Consider the following 20,794-nt stretch of genomic DNA (forward strand, 5'->3'; position numbering starts at 1 on the left):
TCGGCGGGGTGGCGACGACGCAGGAGCTGCTGCGCTGCACGAGCCGCCGTCGGCTGCGGTCGGCGGTCGGTGCGGGACGGGTCGTCCGGGTCGGCCCACGCCGGTGGGCGCTGCCCGGAGTGGACGACGCGCGCGCTGCGGCTGCCCGCCTCGGGGCGTCGTCTCGCACCTCAGCGCTGCCCAGCACTGGGGGTGGAAGCTCAAGCTGCCGCCCGCGCTTCCGTGCGTGACCGTCCCGCGGCGCAGCTGTCGCCTCGACAGCGACGGCGTCGAGCTGCACTGGGCCGACCTCCGGCGCGAGGACGTGAGCCGCGGGGTGACCGAGCCCCTCCGCACGGTCGTCGACTGCGCGCGGACCTACCCGTTCGACGTGGCGCTGGCCGTCGCCGACTCGGCGTTGCGCGCGGGTCTGGACCGGGTCGATCTCCTCGCGGTCGCCGGCCACGCACCCCGGACCGGTCGTCGCCGGGCGCTGCGGGTCGTCGAGCGTGCCGACGACCGGGCGGACAACCCGTTCGAGTCCGTGCTCCGGGCGCTGGCGATCGACGCCGGGCTGGACGTCGAGCCGCAGCAGTGGGTGGGGCGGGTGGGCCGCGTCGACCTCCACGACCGGGCCCGGGCGCTGGTCATCGAGGCCGATTCGTTCGAGTTCCACGCCGACCGCGCCGGCCTGCGCCGGGACGTACGCCGGTACACCTCGTTCGTGCGGCTCGGGCAGCGGGTGGCGCGCTTCACCTGGGAGGAGGTGATGTTCGAGCAGGACTACGTCCTGGACGTGCTCCGGGACCTCCGCGTGGGCGCTACCCGTCCGTCCTCGTGGCACCGCTGAGTGCGCCGTCCATGACGACCCCGACCAGCTCGGTCGCGCGCCTGTCGATCTCCTGCGCGTCCAGCTCCCGGTCCTCGAGACGGAAGCCGAGCGTCTGCATGATGACCGAGCCGTAGATGCACTCCGCGACCGCGTTCGGGGAGACGCCCTCGATCTTGTCGCCCCGCGCTCCGGCCCGCTGCAGGATCCTCTCGATGTTGTCCACCTGGACGTCGGCGACCGCCTCGGAGAAGCGGCCCAGCCGCTGCGGGGCGCCCGCGGTGTCGATGGTGATCCGGAGCGTGGCCCAGCCCGCCGGCTCGCGGAAGTGCTCGAACAGGTTCACCGCGACCTGGTGGAGGTCGCCGCGCAGCGAGCCGGTGTCCACGGCGCCCAGCTGCCCGCTGCTGGTGCCGACCGCGTCGGTCAGCAGGGTGTCCTTGTCCTGCCAGCGCAGGTAGACCGTCGACTTCCCGACCCCGGCCCGGCGCGCGACGCCGTCCATCGTGAAGCCCGACCAGCCGTGCTCGCCGTACTCCTCGAGCGCGGCGTCGATGATGCGTTTCTCGGCGCCCGGCGTGCGTGGCCGCCCTCTGCCTCGGCGAGGCTCCCCCTGTGAGGTGGACATGGCTGATTAGACCTCGATTCCGTCCGGAGTGGGGCGGATTCGGGGGAGCGGTCTGGTCAGCGCTCGCGCTGGGAGCTCACGACCCAGCGCATCATGAGGAGGAAGGCCGCCGACCCGGCGACCAGCAGCCCCATGGCGACCACGAGCTGCCACCAGTCCGACGACTTCACCGCGGCCGTCGACGTCCCGACAACGAAGCCGGTGAGCGCGAGGAACAGGCCGAGGATCTCGATCGTGCGCAGCAGGCTGTCGTTGACCAGGTCCTCCGCCTTGCCGAGCCGCTCGTCCAGCCGCGTCTCGAGGCCGGCGAGCCGGGCCACGGTGGCGTCGGCGACGCCGGCGGTGGCCGCCACCGCAAGGATCAGCTCACGCTCCCGCACGTAGTCCTGGTGGACCGCGGTGTCCCCGCTGCCGTGCCGCTCGATCGCGAGCTCGATCTCGACCATCGCCTCGTCGTACCGACCGAGGCGCCGGAGGGCGCCGGCCCGGCGGTAGTGCGCGTTCGCCCCGCCGGCCCCGGCCGCGAGCATCTCCTCCGACAGCGCGAGGAGCAGGGTGAGGTCCTCCCGATCGCGGCTGAACCACAGGGCGTGCAGGCACACGTGGCGGGACTTGTCGTCGGCGTCGGCGGCCGCCAGCGACCTCTCGACCAGCGCGCGGCCCATCGGCTCCCCGCGCCCGAGGGCAGCGAACCCGGCCAGCGCGGTCAGCAGCGCGTCGCCGGACCCGAGCCACGGCTCGATGACCCGCTGGAGCTCGCGGAACCGGAAGTCGAACCGGAGTCGCTGGCCCGCGTAGTAGCGCGCGACCCGCTGCGCGTGGCCGGTGAGCTCGTCGGGCACCGGCGGGACCGCGCGGCCGCGGGCGCGTGCCTGCCAGGCGAGGTCGGTCACCACGCGCCGGAGCGCGGCGCGGTCCTCGGCGTACCGCTCGGTGGTGGCGGCCAGCAGGGGGTAGAAGGTGTCCGCCGCGTCCAGGAGTGCGTCGACCTCGGCCGGGTCCAGGTCGGGGACGACGGGCTCTGTCTGCATACTCTTCTCCTGTTCGGGCGGCTCGGCCGCCCATGCCTACCCCATCACCCACCTCGCCGCCGGGGATTCCGTGAACCTCAAGCTCGGTCACCGCACCTTCACCGACGACCTGCCGCTGGTGATGGCGATCGTGAACCGGACCCCCGACTCCTTCTTCGACCAGGGCGCGACGTACGCCGAGGACAAGGCCTGGGAGCGCGTCCGCCTCGTGGTCGAGGAGGGCGCGGACATCGTCGACATCGGCGGTGTCCGGGCCGGCTACGGCCCGCACGTGGACGCGGCCGAGGAGATCGACCGGGTGGCGGCCTTCGTCGGGCGCGTGCGCGCGGCGTACCCGGACCTGGTGATCAGCGTCGACACCTGGCGCGCGGAGGTCGCGCGGGCGGTCCTCGAGCAGGGGGCCGACGTCATCAACGACGCCTGGGGCGGCCACGACCCCGACCTGGTGGCGGTCGCCGCCGAGCACGACGCCGCGGTCATCTGCACGCACGCCGGCGGCCTGAGCCCGCGCACCGACCCGTTCCGCCAGGAGTACGACGACGTCGTGGCCGCCTGCATCGAGACGACGGTCGGGCTGGCCGAGCGTGCTGTCGCCGCGGGCGTCGACCCGCGCAGCGTGGTGATCGACCCCGCGCACGACTTCGGGAAGAACACCTTCCACTCCCTCGAGGTCACGCGCCGGATCGGCGAGATGGTGGCGACCGGCTACCCGGTCCTGGTCTCGGTCTCGAACAAGGACTTCGTGGGCGAGACGCTCGGGCTGCCGGCGGGCGAGCGGATGCACGGCACCTACGCCGCCACCGCGATCACCGCGATGGCCGGCGCGCGGATCCACCGCGTGCACCAGGTCCGCGAGACCCGGCACCTGGTCGACATGGCCTGGTCGATCGCCGGCCGCCGTCCCCCGCTGCGCGCGATCCGGGGCCTGGCGTGAGGGCGGTGCTGGTGCCCGGCGTGCTCGCGCTGCTGCCCGAGTACGCCGGCCTGGAGGACCCGGTGGCCGACATCCGGGCCGCCTGCCTGGACGCCGTCGGGTGGCTCGGCACCGAGGTGACCGTGATCGCCGGCCCCCAGGGTCGGCGGGTCGCCGACCACCTGCTCCGGACCACCACCCGGACGGCGGCGCACCCGTCGTACCTCGTGGTCGGCAACGGCTCGGCCAAGCGCGTCGACACCTCGCCGGGCTACGTCGACGAGCGAGCGATCCCGTTCGACGACGACCTCGGGAGCCGGCTGCGCGCCGGCGCGTTCTCCGGGATCGACGCCGACCTGGCCCGCGAGCTCTGGGCCGACACCGAGGCGATCGCGCAGCTCGACGGCGTCGTGCCGGCCGGCTGCGCCTGTAGCGTCGACTACGAGGGCGATCCGTACGGCGTCCGCTACTGGGTGGCGAGGTGGGAGTGGTGAAGGTCCTCGTCGGGCCCGACCTCGACCCGGGAGCCGATCTCGCCGAGCTGTACGCCGCCCCCGCGGACCCGTGGCTGCGGGTGAACATGGTCGAGACGCTCGACGGCGCGGCCACCGGCGAGTCGGGCCGCAGCGGCTCCATCAACAACGCCGTCGACAAGGTCGTCTACCACCAGCTGCGGAGCCTGGCCGACGCGATCCTGGTGGGCGCGGGAACGGCGCGGGTCGAGGGCTACGCGCCGGTCGACAGGCCGACCGTGGTGGTCAGCCGGCGTGGCCACGTGCCCGACCTGCTGCGCGGCGGTACGCCGGGCTCCGTGCTGCTCGCCACCTGCGCCTCCGCCGAGCTGCTCGACGAGGCCAGCGGGCTGCTCGGCGACGAGCACGTCCTCGTGCTGGGGTCGCAGCGGGTCGACCTCCCCCTGCTCAAGCAGCGGCTGGCCGAGCGCGGGCTCACCCAGTTGCTCTGCGAAGGCGGGCCGCACCTGCTCCGCGACCTCCTGGCCGCCGGCGCCGTGGACGAGCTCTGCGCGACGATCGTGCCGCGCCTGGTGGGCGGCGAGCACCCCCGCATCACCCAGGGCCCACCGGTGGACGTCCCGTTGCAGCTCCATCTCCTGCTCGAACATGCGGGAACCCTGCTCGGACGCTGGACTGTTTCCCCCGAAAGTAGAGGTGTCACGGAGGACGTCCGCGGCTAGAGTGCCAGTTCCGTCCGGTCGGGCGGGCTCGGTCCACGAGGGAGTGCCATGCCGCGTCATCTCAGATCCCTTGCCGCTCTGGCCGCAGCAGCGCTCGCCGTTGCCGTGCTGCCGGGCAGCACCTCGGCGAACGCCGCACCGGACGGCGCGATGTTCCGTTCGCTCGACGGGTTCCGACCATCGGGTCCGCACGTGCGGGTCAGCCCGGACCACTTCGAGGCGTTCCGCGTCGACACCGCCCAGGTCCGCTCGGCCCTCGCCGACGCGCCCGCCGCCGGTGCCGACGGCAGCGCGGAGATCGCGATCCCGACGCCGACCGGCGGTGTCGAGCACTTCGCCGTCCAGCGCACCTCGCTGATGCAGCCGAAGCTCGCCGCGGCGCACCCCGAGATCCAGACCTGGTCGGGCCGCTCCCTCGACCACCGCGGCACCTCGGTGGCGATGGACCTGACGCCGATGGGCTTCCACGCGAGCGTGCGGCCGGCCGGCGGCCAAAGCTCCTGGTACGTCGACCCGGCGTACAACCTCCGCGGCACGACGACGCACCTGAGCTACTACGGCGGCTCGCTCGGCAAGCAGGCCCAGCAGATGGTCGAGCGCGAGATGCCGGACGTGCAGAAGGCCATCGCCCGCCGGGGCGCCGCCAAGGCGCCGGTCGGTGGGATGGTGCAGCAGAAGGTCTATCGGCTGGCGCTGGTGACCGATCCGACGTACGCGGCCTACTTCGGCGCCGAGAACGTCATGGCCGAGAAGGTCACGCTGATGAACCGCGTGAACCAGATCTACAACGACGACCTCGCGATCAACATGCAGCTGGTCAACGGCGAGGACAAGCTGAACTTCGCCACGGACGCCATGGCCACCGGCCCCGACGGTCCGTGCGGTGCCAACCCCTGCTGGGTCGACGACCCGGACGCGACGGCCAACGGCGGCTACGTGCAGGGCCAGATCGCCTACTGCGACGTGGGGACGCTCGAGCGGAACCAGATCGTGCTCGGCCAGCTGATCGGCGCCTCCAACTACGACATCGGCCACATCATGCTCGGCGTCAACGGAGGCGGCATCGCCGGCCTCGGCGTGGTCGGCAGCATCGAGAAGGGCATGGGCTGCACCGGCCTGCCGGACCCGACCGGTGACTTCATGGCGATCGACTACGTCGCCCACGAGATGGGCCACGAGTTCGGCGGCAACCACACCTTCAACGGCAACCAGTGGAACTGCTCGGGTGGCAACCGCGAGTCGACCACCAGTGTCGAGCCGGGCTCCGGCTCGTCGGTGATGGCGTACGCCGGCATCTGCCGCCAGGACAACCTCCAGCCGCACACCGACCCGTACTTCTCGCAGCGGACCCTGACCGAGGTGAACAGGTACACGGGCAGCCCCGCGGCCGACCCGGTCGAGGTGCAGGACGTCGCGTTCCGCGGCCTCGAGAACGGCGACACCGTCACGGTCGGGTTCCCCGGCGCGGTCGGCACCAAGTCGTTCGTGGTCGGCACCACGACCGGCGCCTCGGCGTACACGGCGGCGAACATGGCCACCCAGCTCTCCGCGCTGGTCGGCAAGGACGTCACCGTCGCGGGCTGGGGCTACGACCCGTACGCCCTCATCTACACCGACGAGGGCACCTACCCGGCGACGCTCACCGAGCCGAACCTCGGTGGCTTCCAGGTGATGTTCGCCGGCGACCCGGACCCGTACACCAACGACAGCGACCGCACGGACGAGCCGGACCTCCAGGTCACGGCACCGGGTGCCTCGTACGTGCACGTCGGTGAGACCGCCAAGGGTGGCGAGCCGGGCAACACCGGCTTCCAGGTGAACCCGATCGACAACCACGACCCGGTGGTCACCGCCCCGGCGAGCAGGACGATCCCGACCCGGACGCCGTTCACGCTGACCGGCTCCGCGACGGACGCCGACGGCGACCCGCTGATCTACCTGTGGGAGCAGAACGACGACGCCCGGCGCCACGACGGCACCGCCCTGGTGGCCAACAAGAAGATCTTCGGACCGCTGTTCCGGGTCTTCGGCGTATACGCCAACGTCACCGACAAGGCGACGCTCGAGTACGAGTCGCCCGGCGAGAACCTCGCCACCGACGCGGACCGGACCCGGACGTTCCCCGACATGGCGCAGATCCTGGCGGGCGCCACCAACGCCAAGACCGGCAAGTGCCCGAAGGTGAAGATCGTCACGGACCCGTACGTCCCGGTCCCGCGCCGGCCGCTCAACTGCTACTCGGAGTTCCTGCCGACGGCGTCGTACAAGGGCACGCCGGGCATGACGCCCCACGCCATGCACTTCCGGCTCACCGCGCGTGACCGGGTGCCGCAGGGCGGCGGTGTCGGCTGGGACCAGGTGACCATCAAGGTCGACCCGAACGCCGGGCCGTTCCTGGTCTCGTCGTTCGGCGAGAAGGGCGCGTCGGTCAAGGGCGGCAAGAAGGTCGACGTCACCTGGAAGGTCAACGGCACGCGGAAGCTGGCCAAGGACGTCCAGATCCGGCTCTCGACCGACGACGGCCAGAGCTGGACGACCGTCCTCGCGAAGAGGACCGCGAACGACGGCAAGGCGACCGTGAAGCTGCCGAAGAGGAAGACCCGGACGGCCTGGATCATGGTCCGCTCCGTCGACAACTACTTCTTCGACGTCAACGACAAGGTCTTCTCGATCAAGTAGCGCTCCACTCCGGTAGTCCCTGCCGAAAATGTCGTCAACGCGGCGCGTCGACAGCATTTTCGTCAGGGACTACCTCTATTTCGCCACCGGTACGGCGAGGTCGAAGGCCCGGATCTGGTCGGCGAGGGCGGTGTCGACGAGGATCTGGCCGTCCGGGTCGACGACCTGTCCGTCGCGTCGACGACCACGACGTCGGGCTCCTGGTGCGGCAGCCCGGGCAGCCGGTCCGCCAGCGTCTCGTTGTCCGGGTCGAAGGCGACGCCGTCACTGAGGAAGCCGGTGCCCTGCTCCGCGTCGAGCGTGCACTCCCAGCCGAGCCTCCGGGCCGCGCCGCACGACTGGGCGGTGTAGCCGTCGCCGATCCAGAGCGAGTGGACGGTCGCCGCGACGGTGGGCGTGGCGGTCGGACTCGGGGCGGCGGTGCCGGCGTCGTGGGCCGTCCGGGACGCGGTCTCGTCGACCTCGTGCCGGAAGTCGACCCACATCAGGGCGGTCGCCACCACCACGACGAGCGCGAACATCGCGACCAACGCACCCCCGACGCGTGAGGACATGGCCCGACGCCAGCGGCTCGACTCCGCCAGACTGGGCAGGTGGACGTGGGGATGACGCTGCCGGTCATGGAGCCGGACCTCTGGGCCGCTGCCGACACCCTCGAACGGTGGGCCGTCGCGGTCGACGAGGGCCCGTGGTCCTCGCTGTGCTTCGGGGAGCGGATGGCCTTCGACAACCCCGACGCGCTCACGCTCCTCGGCGCCACCGCCGCGTGGACCCGGCGGGTCCGGCTGGTGACGACCGTGGTCGTGCCCCAGCTGCACGCACCGGTGCCGCTCGCGAAGGCGCTCGCGACCGGCGACCGGCTCAGCGGCGGCCGCCTCACCGTGGGGCTCGGCGTCGGCGGCCGGGACGAGGACTACCGCGCCGCGGACGCCGACCTCGGCACGCGGACCATCGCGGGTCTCGCCGAGCGGGTCGCCATCATGCGACGGGTGTGGGCGGGCGAGCGCGTCGTGGACGCCGTACGACCCGTGGGCCCGCCGCCGGTGCGGCCGGGCGGCCCCGAGCTGCTCGTCGGCACGCTCGGCCCGCGCACGATCCGCGGCGCCGCGGCCTGGGCCGACGGGCTGGCCGGGATGTCGCTCGACCTCGACCTCGCGGGGATGGCGAAGGTCTTCACGCTCGCGCGGGACGCGTGGCGCGACGCCGGGCGCCCGGCGCCGCGGCTCACCACGTCCTTCTGGTTCGCCGTCGACGACGGCGACGGCTCCGCCCGCGAGCAGGTGCACCGGCACCTCCGGCACTACATGAACTGGATCCCCGCCGAGTACGTCGACGCGCTCGCCGCCACCGCCGGGTTCGCGGGCACCCCCGGCCAGCTCGTGGAGCTGCTCGAGCGGGTCGCCGACCTCGGCGCCGACGAGGTCCAGCTGATCCCCACGAGCGCCGACGTCGACCAGGTGCACCGGCTGGCCGGGCTGGTGGGCTGACGCACTGCCGCGTTTCCGGGTCACGGGTGCCCGCATGGTCCTACCCTCGGCTCGTGCGGATGGACTGGCTGCCGGTGTCGGCGGCGCTGTTGCTCACCGGGGCGCTCGCGCTGGGCCTCGGTGGCTTCCTGCTGCCCCAGTCCGACAGCTCGGCGGAGTCCCTGCGGATCGTGCAGGAGCAGGGCGGCCAGTGGATGGCGGCCGCGGTCGTCCTGTTCATCTCCTCGATCTGCCTGTCCCTCGGACTGCCCGCGATCATGACGCTGTGCCAGCGCCGCGGCTGGACGATCGGCGTCATCGCCGCGGTGGTCCTGGAGGTCGGCTTCATCGGGACCGCGGGCTTCGCGATGCTGATGGGCTTCTTCCGGGCGCTGGTGAACACCCAGACCATCCAGGCCCAGGGCCTCGACGACGTCGCGTCCGACGCCGGCCTCGCGATCTTCCTGTACGCCTGGCTCGCCGGCCTCTACCTCGGCGAGGTGCTGCTGGCGATCGCGCTGCTGCGCGCGGGGACCACGCCCCGGTGGGTGCCGTTCGCGCTGATCGCGCACGCGCTGACGTTCCCGATCTCCGGCCTGCTGCCGGAGTACCTCTCCAAGGCGACCGTGCTGCTGCTCGTGCTCGGGTTCGCCGGCGTGGCCATCCAGGCGACGTCGCCGCAGAACCGCCGGCGCCTCACCTGAGCGCAGCGGCCAGGTCGCCCACCTGGTCGAGCGGCGCGTCGTACCCGGGGAAGTAGGCGCAGACCCGCTCCGCCACGTCGCCGAACCGGCGCTCGATCTCGGCCGCGCACTCCTCCGGCGTGCCGCGGACCGCGAGCGTCGTCAGCATCTCGTCGGTCACCAGTCCGAGCATCGACTCCCAGTCGCCCTCCTTGGACAGCCGGTTGAGCTCGGGCTGCACCTCCGCCCAGCCCTCGACGTCGAGCACGGGGCGGTACGCCGGGGTCGAGCCGTAGAACGCCAGCAGGCCGCGCACGCCCGTCGAGGCGGCCGCGAGCTCCTCCTCGGTGCGCCCCATGGCGACGATCGCCTGCGGCAGGATCGCGAAGCCGTCCCGGCTGCGGCCGGCCGCCTCCAGCCCGGCGTCGACGGCGGGCAGCGTGCGCTCCCGGAAGTGCCGGTGGCTGTGGAACGGCATCACCAGCAGCCCGTCGGCGACCTCCGCCGCGGTGCGGGTCATCAGCGGTCCGAGGGCGCCCAGCAGCACCGGCGGGACGCCGTACGGGCTCGGGCCGGGGACGAACGTCGGCGGCATCAGCGTGTGCCGCGTGAACTCCCCGCGGAAGTCGAGGCGGGTGCCGTGCTGCCAGGAGCGGAGGATCGCCTTCACGGCCTGCACGGTCTCCCGCATCCGGTCCGCGGGCCGGCTCCACGTGGCGCCGTACCGGTGCTCGATGTGCGGCTTGACCTGCGACCCGAGCCCGAGGCGGAACCGGCCGCCCGACATCAGCTGGAGGTCGTACGCCGTGTGCGCGAGATGCATCGGGCTGCGCGGGATCGCGATCGCGACGTTGGTCATCAGGTCCGTCCGGACCGCTCCCGCCGCCGCGGCCAGCGGGAGGAACACGTCGTGCGGTCCCTCGAACGTGAACAGTCCCGCGACCCCGGCGGCGACCAGGTCGCGGGCGCGGTCCGCGGCGAGGTCCGGACGGGCGTCGAGCTGGACGTCGAGGAGCACGGGTCGATTGTGTCGGAGTCAGCGCGGCTTGTGGGGCTGCCAGTCGTAGACGACCGACGTCGCCAGCACCCGGTCCTGGATGGAGCGCTGCCGCGGGTCGAGCACGACCCAGAGCAGCCCGATCGGGAACAGCACGTAGAACGCCGCGCGCAGCAGCGCCCGGACCCAGCCGACGTCGCCGCCGTACACGCCGACGACCCGCAGGCCCATCAGGAGGTTGCCGTAGGTCCGGCCGCCGGCCGCCCACGCGACGGTGAGGTAGAGACCGAGCACCAGGGCGCCGATCAACAGGCTCCGGAACAGCTTCGTGTCGGGGAACGTGAAGCCGCGGGGATCGACGAGGAAGACGAGCCCGGCGAAGCCGAGGTACGCCGCGACCAGCACCAGGCCGACCAGGGCACTGTCGATCGCCGCGGCGACCACCCGGGTCACGATGCCGGCGCGGTGCCCCTGGAAGGCGCGCGCGTCCTTGGGGATCGCGGACAGCTCGTGGTCGGACATGCTCACTCGACCCCGTCGGTCAGGGGCCGGTGCCGCATCAGGAGGCGGTCGATGACGCGGGTGACCGCCTCGTCCGCGTTCACGCCCTGGGTCCGGACGCCCCGGACGGTCTCGGACGCCATCGCGCCGGTGGAGCCGCGGATGATGTCGGGCAGGTCGATCTCGTCGAGCACGCCCTCGACGAGGACCGGCAGGTCCATCTGGGCCAGCACCTGGTCGATCACGACCTTCATGTCGACGCGGGTCAGCACCGTGTCGGTCAGGTCGAGGCGGTCGAGGATCGCCTCGACGTCGATCCGCGCGGCCACCGCGTTCAGATCGACCCGCTCGATCACGGCCTCGACGTCGAGGCGTTGCGCGACCGCGTCGAGGTCGACGGTCGCGACGAGGCCGTCCACGTCGACGTACCGCCGTACCGCCGCGTTGACGAGGAACGGCAGGAGCGCGTCGGCCTCGCGGACGACGCGCTCGCGCACGGTCCGGCCGATGTCGAGGAACGGGCGGGCGCCCCGCGCGACCAGCGGTGCGAGGCGCAGGGTGCGGATCGTCGACTCCGCGAGGTGCGCCGTGACCGCGACGGCGCCGACCACGAGGTCGACTGCGGTCAACGCGGCCGCCGCGTCGTCGGGCAGCCGTCGCACGGGGACGGTCACGCCCGCAGTGTCGCCCCGGAGGGCGGCCCGCCGCCTCACCGGAGACGGGTGAGCCTCAGCGCAGCTTCAGGCAGCCCTTGGTGTCCGCGTCCCAGGGGAGCGCGCCGTCCTCGGCGATGCGCTTGTCCAGCGCCGCCGCGACGTCCTCCGGCCACGGCGCCGTACGCCGGGTCGCCATGTCGATGTGGAGGAAGACCTCCTCCATGACGTAGCTCAGCCGCCGGTGGGTGTCGTCGAGCAGGTAGACCAGCGCGTGCGCCGCCCGCTCCGACCGGCCCAGCAGCCGCACCCGGGACGACATCCGGTCGCCGGTCCGCAGCTCGGCGAGGTAGGTGAGGTGGTGTTCGGCCGAGAAGCAGGCGTGGCCTTGCGCCGGCCAGCTCTGCGGGATCCCGAGGGGCACCAGCGACTCGTCGAGGCCCTCGCTCGCGATGCCGGTGTAGTGCCGCACGTTGAGGTGCCCGTTGACGTCCTCGAACGCGATCGGCACCGGCTGCTCGACGTACGCCGGGAGGTCGACCAGCTGGTCGTAGGTGGGGTGGCTCACGGTGGGCGACCCTACCTACTTCGACTTGCGCGCCCGCGCGGCGATCTTCGCGCGCTCGTTCTGGTCGAGGATCACCTTGCGGATCCGGACCTGCTCGGGCGTGACCTCGACGCACTCGTCGTCGCGGCAGAACTCCAGGCACTGCTCGAGGGAGAGCTTGCGCGGCGGGATCAGCTTCTCGAAGTTGTCGGAGGTCGCGGACCGGATGTTGGTCTGCTGCTTCTCCTTGGTGATGTTGACGTCCATGTCGTCGGCGCGGGAGTTCTCGCCGACGATCATGCCCTCGTAGACCTCGGTGGTCGGCTCGACGAACATCACGCCGCGCTCCTGCAGCGAGGTCATGGCGTACGCCGTGGCCGCGCCCTTGCGGTCCGCGACCAGGGAGCCGTTGTTGCGCGAGCGGATCTCGCCGGCCCAGGGCTCGTAGCCCTCGAAGATGTGGTGGGCGATGCCGGTGCCGCGGGTGTCGGTCAGGAACTCGGTGCGGAAGCCGATCAGGCCGCGCGCCGGCACGACGAACTCCATCCGCACCCAGCCGGTGCCGTGGTTGACCATCTGCTCCATCCGGCCCTTGCGGGTGGCGAGCAGCTCGGTGATCGCGCCGAGGTACTCCTCAGGGGCGTCGATGGTCAGCCGCTCCGTCGGCTCGTGGACCTTGCCGTCGATCTCCTTGGTGACGACCTGCGGCTTGCCGACGGTGAGCTCGAAGCCCTCGCGGCGCATCTGCTCGACGAGGATCGCCAGCGCCAGCTCGCCGCGGCCCTGCACCTCCCACGCGTCGGGGCGCTCGGTCGGGAGGATCCGCAGCGAGACGTTGCCGACCAGCTCGGAGTCGAGCCGGTCCTTCACGAGGCGGGCGGTGACCTTGGCGCCCTTGACCCGTCCGACGAGCGGCGAGGTGTTGGTGCCGATCGTCATCGAGATCGCTGGCTCGTCGACGTGGATGAGCGGCAGCGCGACCGGGTTCTCCGGGTCGGCGAGGGTCTCGCCGATGGTGATCTCCGGGATGCCCGCGATCGCGACGATGTCGCCGGGACCGGCGGTCTCGCCCGGCTTGCGCTCGAGGCCCTCGGTGACGAGCAGCTCGGTCACCTTGACGTTCTTGATCGTGCCGTCGCGCTTCATCCACGCGACCTGCTGGCCCTTCTTCAGGTTGCCCTCGTGGACGCGGACCAGCGCGAGGCGGCCGAGGAACGGCGAGGAGTCGAGGTTCGTGACGTGCGCCTGCAGCGGCGCGCCCTCGGTGTACGTCGGGGCCGGGATCGTCTCGAGGATCGTCTTGAACAGCGGCTCGAGGTCCTCGGAGTCCGGCAGCTCGCCGTTCTCCGGGGCGGTCAGGCCGGCGACGCCGGCGCGGCCGGAGGCGTACACGACCGGGAAGTCGAGCGCGTCCTGGCTGTGGCTCTCGTCGAGCAGGTCCATGAACAGCTCGTAGGTCTCGTCCACGACCTCGGCGATCCGGGCATCGCCACGGTCGGTCTTGTTGACCACGAGGATCACCGGCATGTCGGCGTTCAGCGCCTTGCGGAGCACGAAGCGGGTCTGCGGCAGCGGGCCCTCGGACGCGTCGACGAGCAGCACGATCCCGTCGACCATCGAGAGGCCGCGCTCGACCTCGCCGCCGAAGTCGGCGTGCCCGGGGGTGTCGATGATGTTGATGACCATCGGCTTGCCCTCGGCGGCCGGTCCGGCGTAGTGCACGGCGGTGTTCTTCGCGAGGATCGTGATGCCCTTCTCGCGCTCGAGGTCACCGGAGTCCATCACCCGCTCGGCCACGCTCTCGGCCTGGTGCTCGGTGAACGCGCCCGCCTGACGGAGCATCGCGTCGACGAGGGTGGTCTTGCCGTGGTCGACGTGGGCGACGATGGCGACGTTGCGCAGATCGGTGCGAGCGGTGGTAGGCACGAGGATCGAGTCTAGTTGTTGGGGCGCTCCGCGCCCTCATCGTCGGTGTTGGGTGACGCCCGACACGTCGGGTTTCTCCGGTCAGCCGGAGAAACCCGACGGACACGCCGAGAGCCCACGGCGTGTCCGTCGGGTTTCGGCGGACAAGCTCGGCTTCAGGCGACCCAGTTCTCGCCCCGCATCGCCGCCACGATTCGAGCGACGACGAGCTGCGGCCGGTAGAGATCGGCCCAGGTGATCCGGATGCAGCGCCAGCCGGTCAGGCCGCAGATCAGCTCCTCGCGCCGTTTCTCGCGCAGCACGCAGTCAGTGACGCTCTCGCCCGGGCGGCGATGGCGGAGGTATTTCTCCTTGCCGTCGAACTCGAGGAACACCCCGAGCTTCGGCCACGCGAAGTCGAGCCAGGCGACGACGCGGCCGGAGCCGTCGCGGACGGCGTACTGCGGGTCTGGTCTGGGCAGGTTGGCTCGGCGGAGCATGACCGCTGTGCGCGTCTCGCCGGCGGACTCGTGGCGACCGTCCGCATGCATGAGGACGACAGGTACGGCGAGGGACCTCGGGTCGTAGCGCATGCCCGGGGCTCGCCGTTCGAGCAGGCCGAGGGTGGTCTCGCCGGCGCGCAGCAGTCCGTCGATCACCACCAGGGCATGCTCCTCGTCGGTCATTTCGATCAGGTCGAGCGCGGTCCGGGTGCCCGAGGTCACCGGGAGCCCCGACCGGATCGTGGTGTCCTCGACGCGCAGGTCTCCGCGATGGGGACGACGTCCGGCGTTGCGTCGGTCGGCCTTGCGATCGACGCTGTTGATGTGGATCTCCTCGCCGAGGTCCCACGTGGGCGCACCGAGGACGCGCGCGGCCGTGGGCCCGGCCAACAGGGTGGGCTTGACAGCCCTCCGGAGGACCGCCCGGCAGAGCAGGTCGTGCCGGCCACGCTCCTCGAGCTGCTCCCAGTGCGCCGCGTAGGTGTAGGCGCCCTGGCGGATCCGGACGAGCTCCCCGCGCTTGACGAGCCGGGCGATCGCCTTGTCGTGGTAGCCCATCGCCAGCAGGTCGGCAGTGGTCATCAGGTTGTCGTCGTGCAGGACGATCCGGGGTGAATTCATCATGGGGTGGAGATCCCGCGATGCCGGGACGCCGTACCGAGCCGGATCCGGACCTGGGGACAGCCGTGCGTCGGCACCCTCCTGTGGACGGCAGTCGGCCCGGCGCGCCGGAACTTGTCGTGGGAAAGCCGACCGACACGCCGTACCGCGTCGGCGTGTCGGTCGGGTTTCTCCGGTCAGCCGGAGAAACCCGACGGGCCGCGACCTCACGGAAAACGCCACGGGGAGAGCGGCCGGACACCTACCCTCGGACACGTGGGGGGAGCGCTGCGGCGTGCGCTGACGGGGGGCTTCGCGACGACGTTGGTGGTCGGAGGCCTGGTCGCGCTGCGCGCCGAGCCCGCCGTCGCGGTGTCGACCGGGCGGCCGATCGCGGTGGCCGCCGCCGACGACGGCACGTCGTACGTCGGGTACGCCGCCGGCGACCGGCTGCTACGCCTGAGCGCCACCGGTGAGTACGCCGGCTCGGTGCCGCTCGACCAGGACGAGCCGGTCACGGGCCTCGACGTCGGGCCCGACGGCAACGTCTGGGTCGACTACGGCACCAGCGTGTCGGAGCTCTCGACCGACGGCACGGTGCTCACGCACTTCGCGGTCCAGGCGGGCGGGTCCTGCTCGGTGGACCGCGCCCACGACCCCGCGCGGTACGGCGGCCTCGAGGTCACCGGGGACGCGGTCTACGTCGCCGGCCGCTGCGTCGCGACGGTCGGCATCTACCGCCACGACGGGCAGCTGCTGGCGAGCGTCGACCTCCCGGGCACGGCGTACCCGCGGGACGTCGCCCTCGCGCCGGCGGTGAAGGGCCTGCCCGCACGGATGTACGTGTCGGTGCCGGACGCGGGCAAGGTCTACGCCTACAACACCGCGTCGCTGCGCTCGGACCCGCAGCCCGCCCGCACGCTGGTGATCAAGCGGTTCTCCGGCCACCGCAAGCCGGCACCGGGCCCGCTGGCCGCCGACGAGAAGGGCCAGCTCGCCGTCGTCGACGTCGCCAACAACGCCGTGCACTTCTACAACGGCCCCGAGGACTACTGGTACTACCGCACCCTCGGCCACCCGCCGGACGCCGCGTCGGACCGCGGGTACCTCGACCGGGCGACCGCGTTCGACAACGCCGACGGCAGCTTCCGGGACGGCTTCTGGGTGGCCGACACCGGCAACGGCCGGATCCAGCACTGGGACCACCTCGGCACCACCGACTGGATGGCCGACGCCCAGCCGCCCGGCGACCCCGGTGCACCGGTCAACGCCGGGCTGCCCCGCATCACCGGGCAGCCGTACGCCGGGAGGGTGCTCAGCTGCGACCCGGGGACCTGGGACGCCGCCCTGGCGTCGTACGACGTCGCCTGGTTGCGCGGCGGGCTGCCGATCCCCGGCGCCCACGACCTCGACCACACGGTGACGTCGGCGGACGTGTCCACCGAGCTGGCCTGCACGGTGACCGCGCACGCCGCGAGCGGCGCGAGCTCCGCACCCACCTCGAGCGAGGCGTTCCCGATCCCGGGAGCCCACTCGCCGCCGTACGTCCTCGAGCGTCCGGCGATCAGCGGCACCGCCCGGTCCGGCTCGGTGCTGCGGTGCAGCAACGGGACGTGGACCGGCCGGCACCCGACGTCGTACCTGCGCGGCTGGCTGCGCGACGGGCAGCTGCTCCCGGGGACCAACGCGCCGGAGTACCTCGTCACCGACAACGACCGCTACCACGACCTGACCTGCCGGGTCGCGGCCGTGAACAGGAACGGCGCCGGCAAGGTCGCGCTCAGCGACCCGGTCGCCGTCGACGACGGCAGCGGCGGCACCGGTCACGTCGGCCGTCCCGAGAACGTCGCACGTCCCCGGATCGTCGGGAAGGCCAAGGTCGGCACCGCGCTCTTCTGCGACCCCGGCCGGTGGCGGAACGCCCCGGTCCTCGGCTACGTGTGGCGCCGCGACGGCGCCGCGCTGGGCGGCTCCGAGAAGGACCAGTACGAGGTGCTCGGCGACGACCGCGGTCACCGGCTCACCTGCCTGGTCACCGGCACCAACCCGTCCGGGTCCGACCAGGCGAGCTCCGCGGCGGTCGTGCCCCGGCACTGAGCCTGCCTACAGTGGCGGCATGCCGAGGATCGCCACGAACGACCGCGTCGACCGCCAGCAGCTCCTGGACTTCGTCCGCACCCGGCACCACCTGGTCCTGGTCACCACCCGCGCCGACGGCCGGCCGCAGGTCTCCCCGGTGACCGGCGGCGTCGACGCCGACGGGCGGATCGTGATCTCGACGTACCCCGACCGCGCCAAGGCGACGAACCTGCGCCGCGACCCGGCCGCCACCGTGCTGGTGCTCTCCGACGAGTGGGACGACGCGTGGGTCCAGGTCGACGGCACCGCCGAGGTGCTCGACATGCCCGGCCGGGAGGCCGAGGACGGCCTGGTCGAGTACTTCCGCTGCATCGCCGGCGAGCACTCCGACTGGGACGAGTACCGCGAGGCGATGCGCCGCCAGGGCAAGTCGCTGATCCGGATCACGGTCGACCGGTGGGGCCCGGTCGCGACCGGCGGGTTCCCGCCGGACCGCGCGCCGGCCTGAAAAGCGGTCCAGTCAGCCCCCGCAGACCGTCCGTCGGACGGCCCTCGCCCGGTTAGTCTCGGCGCGTGCGCGCCCAAGCCCCCCTGGGTCGCCTTGTCGGCCTTGCCATGATCTGCGCGGGGCTCGGGACCGCGAGCTTGGCGACCCCGGACGCCGCCAGCGCCGCGACCTCCGACAGCCCCACCGCGATCGGGGTGGCGCCCAACGGCACGTCGTACGTCGGCTTCTCCACCGGTGGCAAGCTGGTCCGCGTCTCGTCCAGCGGCAAGCTCAAGGGCGGCGTACCGCTGGACCAGGACGAGGCCGTCGACGGGCTCTTCGTCACGAACGGCGGCGACATCTGGGTCGACTACGAGACCGGGTTCTCCCTCCTCGGCCCGTCCGGGAGCGTGCAGGCGCACTTCGACCACGACCCGGTGCGCTCGTGCGACTCGAGCACGCCGGCGTCGCGCTACGGCGGCATCACCGCGAACGGCAACCGGGTCTACATCGCGAACCGCTGCCACGACAGCATGTCGGTGTACGCGCGCAACGGTGACCTGGTCGCGACCATCGGGCTGCCCGGCCGGCCGCGCGGCATCACGTACGGCGGCCCGCAGGCCGGCCGCCCCGCGTTCGTGTACGTCGCGGTCCCCGACCAGGGCAAGGTGCTCGCCTTCAAGGCGGGCTCCCTGCGCAGCTCCTCGCGGCCCACGCACACCTACACCCTCCGGCGGCCGTCGGGCGGCGCGAAGCCGGCGCCCGCCGGCCTCGCGGTCGACAAGTACGGCCAGCTGACCGTCAGCGACATGGCGAACAACGCGCTCTACCTGCTGGACGCCAACCACGACTTCTCGCTCTACCGCACGCTGGGGCACCCGCCGCGGGCCAGCCGCGCCGCGGGGCGCCTCAACGGACCGAGCGCCATCGCCCAGCACGAGCAGGACGGCGGCGGCCTGTCGGGGAACCTGTTCATCGCCGACACCGACAACAACCGGATCCAGCGCTGGGACACCGGCGGCTACACGTTCTGGGCCAAGGGCGTCCGGCCCGGCAACGGCAGCGGCGGCAGCGGCGGCAGCGGCGGCGACGGTGGCGGCAACGGTGGCGGCGGTGGCGGTGGCAACGGCGGCGGCGGCAGCACCGGCGACGGGCCGGCGAACGTCACCGCCCCGAGAATCCTCGGTACGCCGGCGGTCGGTCAGGGACTCACGTGCGACAAGGGCACCTGGGACGAGGGCGGCGACCTGGTCCTCTACTCCTACAGCTGGCTGCGCGACGGGACGGCGATCCCCTCGGCCACCAGCCTCTCCTACGTCGTGGTCGCGGACGACGACGGCGCCAAGCTGACCTGCCGGGTGCGGGCCAGCAACGCGAACGGCAACACCGTGAAGGACTCGGCTGCCGTGACCGTCGGTGCCGGCGGCGGCGACCCGGGCGGGCCGACGAACACGGTGCTCCCGACGATCACCGGCAGCCCCGCGGTCGGGCAGGTGCTCACCTGCGACCCGGGCACGTGGACCGGCACGGGCAACACCTTCACCTACCAGTGGAAGCGCGGCACGACACCGGTCGGCGCCTCGAACACCTACACGGTGGTCGCCGCCGACAACGGCCAGAGCCTGACCTGCACCGTCACGGCCTCGACGCCGACCTCGGCGGCGAGCAGCCCCGCGACCTCGGCCCCGGTGGTCATCGGGACCGGCCTGCCCACCAACACCGCGGCGCCCGAGGTCCTCGGCGGCGCGTCGCCGGGCAGCGTCGTGAGCTGCACGCAGGGCACCTGGACCGGCAGCGGCAACACCTACGCCTACCAGTGGAAGCTGAACGGGACGCCGATCGCGCGGGCGGCCTGGCCGACGTACACGGTGCTCTCCGGTGACCTCTCCGGGACCCTGGCCTGCACCGTCACCGCGTCCAACCCCGCCGGCCCGGTGTCGGCGACGTCGGCCCCGGCGACCGTCACGGGCTGGTCCGGCCACGCGCCGTCGAACGACGTGCCGCCCACGATCACCGGGACGGCCGCGGTGGGGCAGACGCTCACCTGCAACGCCGGGTCTTGGAGCGGCATCCCCGAGCTCGTCTACACGACGAAGTGGCAGCGCGACGGCGCGGACGTCGCCGGCGCGACGGCCACGACGTACCCGGTCACGTCGGCCGACTCCGGGAAGGCGCTCGTCTGCCTGGTCGTCGTGGCAAATGGCTACGGCAAGGGCGCCCTCGCGACCTTCCCCCTCACCGTCCCGGGCAGCGGCGGTGGTGGCGGCTCGACCGGCGTCCCCACCGCGACGGCCGTCCCGGCGGTCACCGGCAGCGGCGTCGTCGGCACCGCCCTGACCTGCGGCACCGGGACCTGGACCGGGAACCCGTCGACGTACCGCTACTCCTGGTCGCGCAACGGCGCGCCCATCCCGCAGACCGCCGCGCCCCAGTACGTCGTCCTCTCCGAGGACGTCGGCCAGACACTGACGTGCACGGTCACCGCGGTCAACGACTCCGGCAGCACCGCCTCCACGTCGGCCGGCACGCAGGTCGCCGGGCCGTCCGGGCACGCACCGGCGAGCGCGACCCGGCCCGCGATCACCGGCTCGGCCGCGGTCGGGCAGGTGCTCACCTGTGACCCCGGCACCTGGACCGGTGACCCGGTGATCACCTACCTCTACCTCTGGCAGCGCAACGGTGACACCATCGCCAACGGCCGGACGTACACGGTCGGAGCCGCCGACGCCGGCAAGCTGCTGCGCTGCGTGGTGGTGGCGGGCAACGGCTCCGGGAAGGGCGCGGCCCGGTCCGCGCCGGTCGGCGGGGACAGCTGCAGCGGAGCCGTCGGCGTGACGATCAACGGCGGTGCGACGGAGACCCCCACGCCGGACGTGCAGCTCTCGGTCCGCCCGCCCGTCGGCGCCACCAGCGTGACGATCTCGAACGCCAGCGACTTCTCCGACGCCACCACGGTCCCGCTGGTCAGCACCTGCAGCTACGACTGGGAGATGAGCTCGATCCCGGGGCTGCCGATGTCCTGGTCGGTCTACGTCCGGTTCGACACCGGTCCGACGGCGTACACCGACGCCATCGTGGTGCGCGAGCCTTCCGCTCGCCTGCACCTGTGGTGACACTGT

General features: G+C 72.6%; 19 protein-coding genes. 10 read left to right on the forward strand and 9 right to left on the reverse strand.

What is annotated here, in order from left to right; genetic code table 11:
• The first annotated feature begins 226 nt into the window (after positions 1-226).
• Positions 227-829, forward strand: a complete 603-nt coding sequence (locus ACVW2K_RS06020) for a hypothetical protein (RefSeq protein WP_457201901.1) — start codon at positions 227-229, stop codon at positions 827-829.
• Here ACVW2K_RS06020 and ACVW2K_RS06025 read toward each other — a convergent pair.
• Positions 801-1,436 (reverse strand): TetR/AcrR family transcriptional regulator, encoded by a 636-nt coding sequence (locus ACVW2K_RS06025; RefSeq protein WP_051548832.1) that lies wholly within the window; start codon positions 1,434-1,436, stop codon positions 801-803. The two genes, ACVW2K_RS06020 and ACVW2K_RS06025, sit on opposite strands and share 29 nt — an antisense overlap.
• Positions 1,437-1,492: 56 nt before the next feature.
• The gene (locus ACVW2K_RS06030; protein WP_457201902.1) at positions 1,493-2,467 is read right to left on the reverse strand and encodes a hypothetical protein; all 975 of its coding nucleotides are present in this window, start codon (positions 2,465-2,467) and stop codon (positions 1,493-1,495) included.
• Between the two features lie 70 nt (positions 2,468-2,537).
• Between ACVW2K_RS06030 and folP the strand changes: the two genes are divergently transcribed.
• The 4 genes from folP to ACVW2K_RS06050 are packed head-to-tail and all read left to right on the forward strand — an operon-like array spanning position 2,538 to position 7,254.
• On the forward strand, positions 2,538-3,401 hold the full coding sequence (gene folP / locus ACVW2K_RS06035) for a dihydropteroate synthase (RefSeq protein ID WP_028636552.1): 864 nt from the start codon (positions 2,538-2,540) through the stop codon (positions 3,399-3,401).
• Complete coding sequence (locus tag ACVW2K_RS06040; RefSeq protein WP_028636551.1) at positions 3,398-3,874, forward strand: class III extradiol ring-cleavage dioxygenase family protein; 477 nt, start codon at positions 3,398-3,400, stop codon at positions 3,872-3,874. The genes folP and ACVW2K_RS06040 overlap by 4 nt, the downstream gene beginning before the upstream one ends.
• On the forward strand, positions 3,871-4,575 hold the full coding sequence (locus tag ACVW2K_RS06045; RefSeq protein ID WP_051548899.1) for a dihydrofolate reductase family protein: 705 nt from the start codon (positions 3,871-3,873) through the stop codon (positions 4,573-4,575). The genes ACVW2K_RS06040 and ACVW2K_RS06045 overlap by 4 nt, the downstream gene beginning before the upstream one ends.
• 48 nt (positions 4,576-4,623) lie before the next feature.
• Entirely contained in the window at positions 4,624-7,254 is a 2,631-nt protein-coding gene (locus ACVW2K_RS06050; RefSeq protein ID WP_457201903.1) for a reprolysin-like metallopeptidase, read from the forward strand.
• Between the two features lie 62 nt (positions 7,255-7,316).
• On the opposite strand, the gene ACVW2K_RS06055 is transcribed toward ACVW2K_RS06050, so the two are convergent.
• The gene (locus ACVW2K_RS06055) at positions 7,317-7,808 is read right to left on the reverse strand and encodes a hypothetical protein (protein ID WP_457201904.1); all 492 of its coding nucleotides are present in this window, start codon (positions 7,806-7,808) and stop codon (positions 7,317-7,319) included.
• A 39-nt stretch (positions 7,809-7,847) separates the two neighbouring features.
• Between ACVW2K_RS06055 and ACVW2K_RS06060 the strand changes: the two genes are divergently transcribed.
• Together ACVW2K_RS06060 and ACVW2K_RS06065 are read left to right on the forward strand one after the other, a co-directional pair.
• A complete protein-coding gene (locus ACVW2K_RS06060; protein WP_457201905.1) occupies positions 7,848-8,741 on the forward strand; it encodes an LLM class flavin-dependent oxidoreductase in 894 nt (297 codons plus the stop codon).
• Positions 8,742-8,794: 53 nt separating this feature from the next.
• Positions 8,795-9,424, forward strand: a complete 630-nt coding sequence (locus ACVW2K_RS06065) for a hypothetical protein (RefSeq protein ID WP_155991978.1) — start codon at positions 8,795-8,797, stop codon at positions 9,422-9,424.
• On the opposite strand, the gene ACVW2K_RS06070 is transcribed toward ACVW2K_RS06065, so the two are convergent.
• The 6 genes from ACVW2K_RS06070 to ACVW2K_RS06095 all read right to left on the reverse strand — a co-directional run bounded on the left by ACVW2K_RS06070 (position 9,417) and on the right by ACVW2K_RS06095 (position 15,133).
• A complete protein-coding gene (locus ACVW2K_RS06070; RefSeq protein ID WP_457201906.1) occupies positions 9,417-10,421 on the reverse strand; it encodes a TIGR03617 family F420-dependent LLM class oxidoreductase in 1,005 nt (334 codons plus the stop codon). The genes ACVW2K_RS06065 and ACVW2K_RS06070 overlap by 8 nt on opposite strands.
• A gap of 18 nt (positions 10,422-10,439) precedes the next feature.
• A complete protein-coding gene (locus tag ACVW2K_RS06075) occupies positions 10,440-10,922 on the reverse strand; it encodes an RDD family protein (protein WP_457201907.1) in 483 nt (160 codons plus the stop codon).
• Between the two features lie 2 nt (positions 10,923-10,924).
• Positions 10,925-11,575: a hypothetical protein gene (locus ACVW2K_RS06080; protein WP_051548827.1), complete on the reverse strand. Its 651-nt coding sequence runs from the start codon at positions 11,573-11,575 to the stop codon at positions 10,925-10,927.
• A 55-nt stretch (positions 11,576-11,630) separates the two neighbouring features.
• Entirely contained in the window at positions 11,631-12,122 is a 492-nt protein-coding gene (locus ACVW2K_RS06085) for a thioesterase family protein (protein WP_051548825.1), read from the reverse strand.
• Between the two features lie 15 nt (positions 12,123-12,137).
• On the reverse strand, positions 12,138-14,027 hold the full coding sequence (gene typA, locus ACVW2K_RS06090) for a translational GTPase TypA (protein WP_028636543.1): 1,890 nt from the start codon (positions 14,025-14,027) through the stop codon (positions 12,138-12,140).
• 155 nt (positions 14,028-14,182) lie between these two features.
• Complete coding sequence (locus tag ACVW2K_RS06095) at positions 14,183-15,133, reverse strand: type IV toxin-antitoxin system AbiEi family antitoxin domain-containing protein (protein WP_457201908.1); 951 nt, start codon at positions 15,131-15,133, stop codon at positions 14,183-14,185.
• Positions 15,134-15,385: 252 nt separating this feature from the next.
• Between ACVW2K_RS06095 and ACVW2K_RS06100 the strand changes: the two genes are divergently transcribed.
• The 3 genes from ACVW2K_RS06100 (at position 15,386) to ACVW2K_RS06110 (ending at position 20,788) form a co-directional block, all read left to right on the forward strand.
• Complete coding sequence (locus ACVW2K_RS06100; RefSeq protein WP_457201909.1) at positions 15,386-17,206, forward strand: hypothetical protein; 1,821 nt, start codon at positions 15,386-15,388, stop codon at positions 17,204-17,206.
• Between the two features lie 19 nt (positions 17,207-17,225).
• Positions 17,226-17,696: a PPOX class F420-dependent oxidoreductase gene (locus ACVW2K_RS06105; protein ID WP_457201910.1), complete on the forward strand. Its 471-nt coding sequence runs from the start codon at positions 17,226-17,228 to the stop codon at positions 17,694-17,696.
• Positions 17,697-17,761: 65 nt separating this feature from the next.
• Positions 17,762-20,788: a hypothetical protein gene (locus ACVW2K_RS06110; protein ID WP_457201911.1), complete on the forward strand. Its 3,027-nt coding sequence runs from the start codon at positions 17,762-17,764 to the stop codon at positions 20,786-20,788.
• The last annotated feature ends 6 nt before the right edge of the window (positions 20,789-20,794 follow it).

It is taken from the genome of Nocardioides sp. HB32 (assembly GCF_054058995.1).

Bases quoted from the DNA above. Each gene is read 5' to 3' on its own strand.
- ACVW2K_RS06025 (WP_051548832.1), bottom strand. From the start codon at position 1,436: ATGTCCACCTCACAGGGGGAGCCTCGCCGAGGCAGAGGGCGGCCACGC.
- ACVW2K_RS06030 (WP_457201902.1), bottom strand. From the start codon at position 2,467: ATGCAGACAGAGCCCGTCGTCCCCGACCTGGACCCGGCCGAGGTCGAC.
- ACVW2K_RS06050 (WP_457201903.1), top strand. From the start codon at position 4,624: ATGCCGCGTCATCTCAGATCCCTTGCCGCTCTGGCCGCAGCAGCGCTC.
- ACVW2K_RS06055 (WP_457201904.1), bottom strand. From the start codon at position 7,808: ATGTCCTCACGCGTCGGGGGTGCGTTGGTCGCGATGTTCGCGCTCGTC.
- ACVW2K_RS06075 (WP_457201907.1), bottom strand. From the start codon at position 10,922: ATGTCCGACCACGAGCTGTCCGCGATCCCCAAGGACGCGCGCGCCTTC.
- ACVW2K_RS06095 (WP_457201908.1), bottom strand. From the start codon at position 15,133: ATGATGAATTCACCCCGGATCGTCCTGCACGACGACAACCTGATGACC.
- ACVW2K_RS06105 (WP_457201910.1), top strand. From the start codon at position 17,226: ATGCCGAGGATCGCCACGAACGACCGCGTCGACCGCCAGCAGCTCCTG.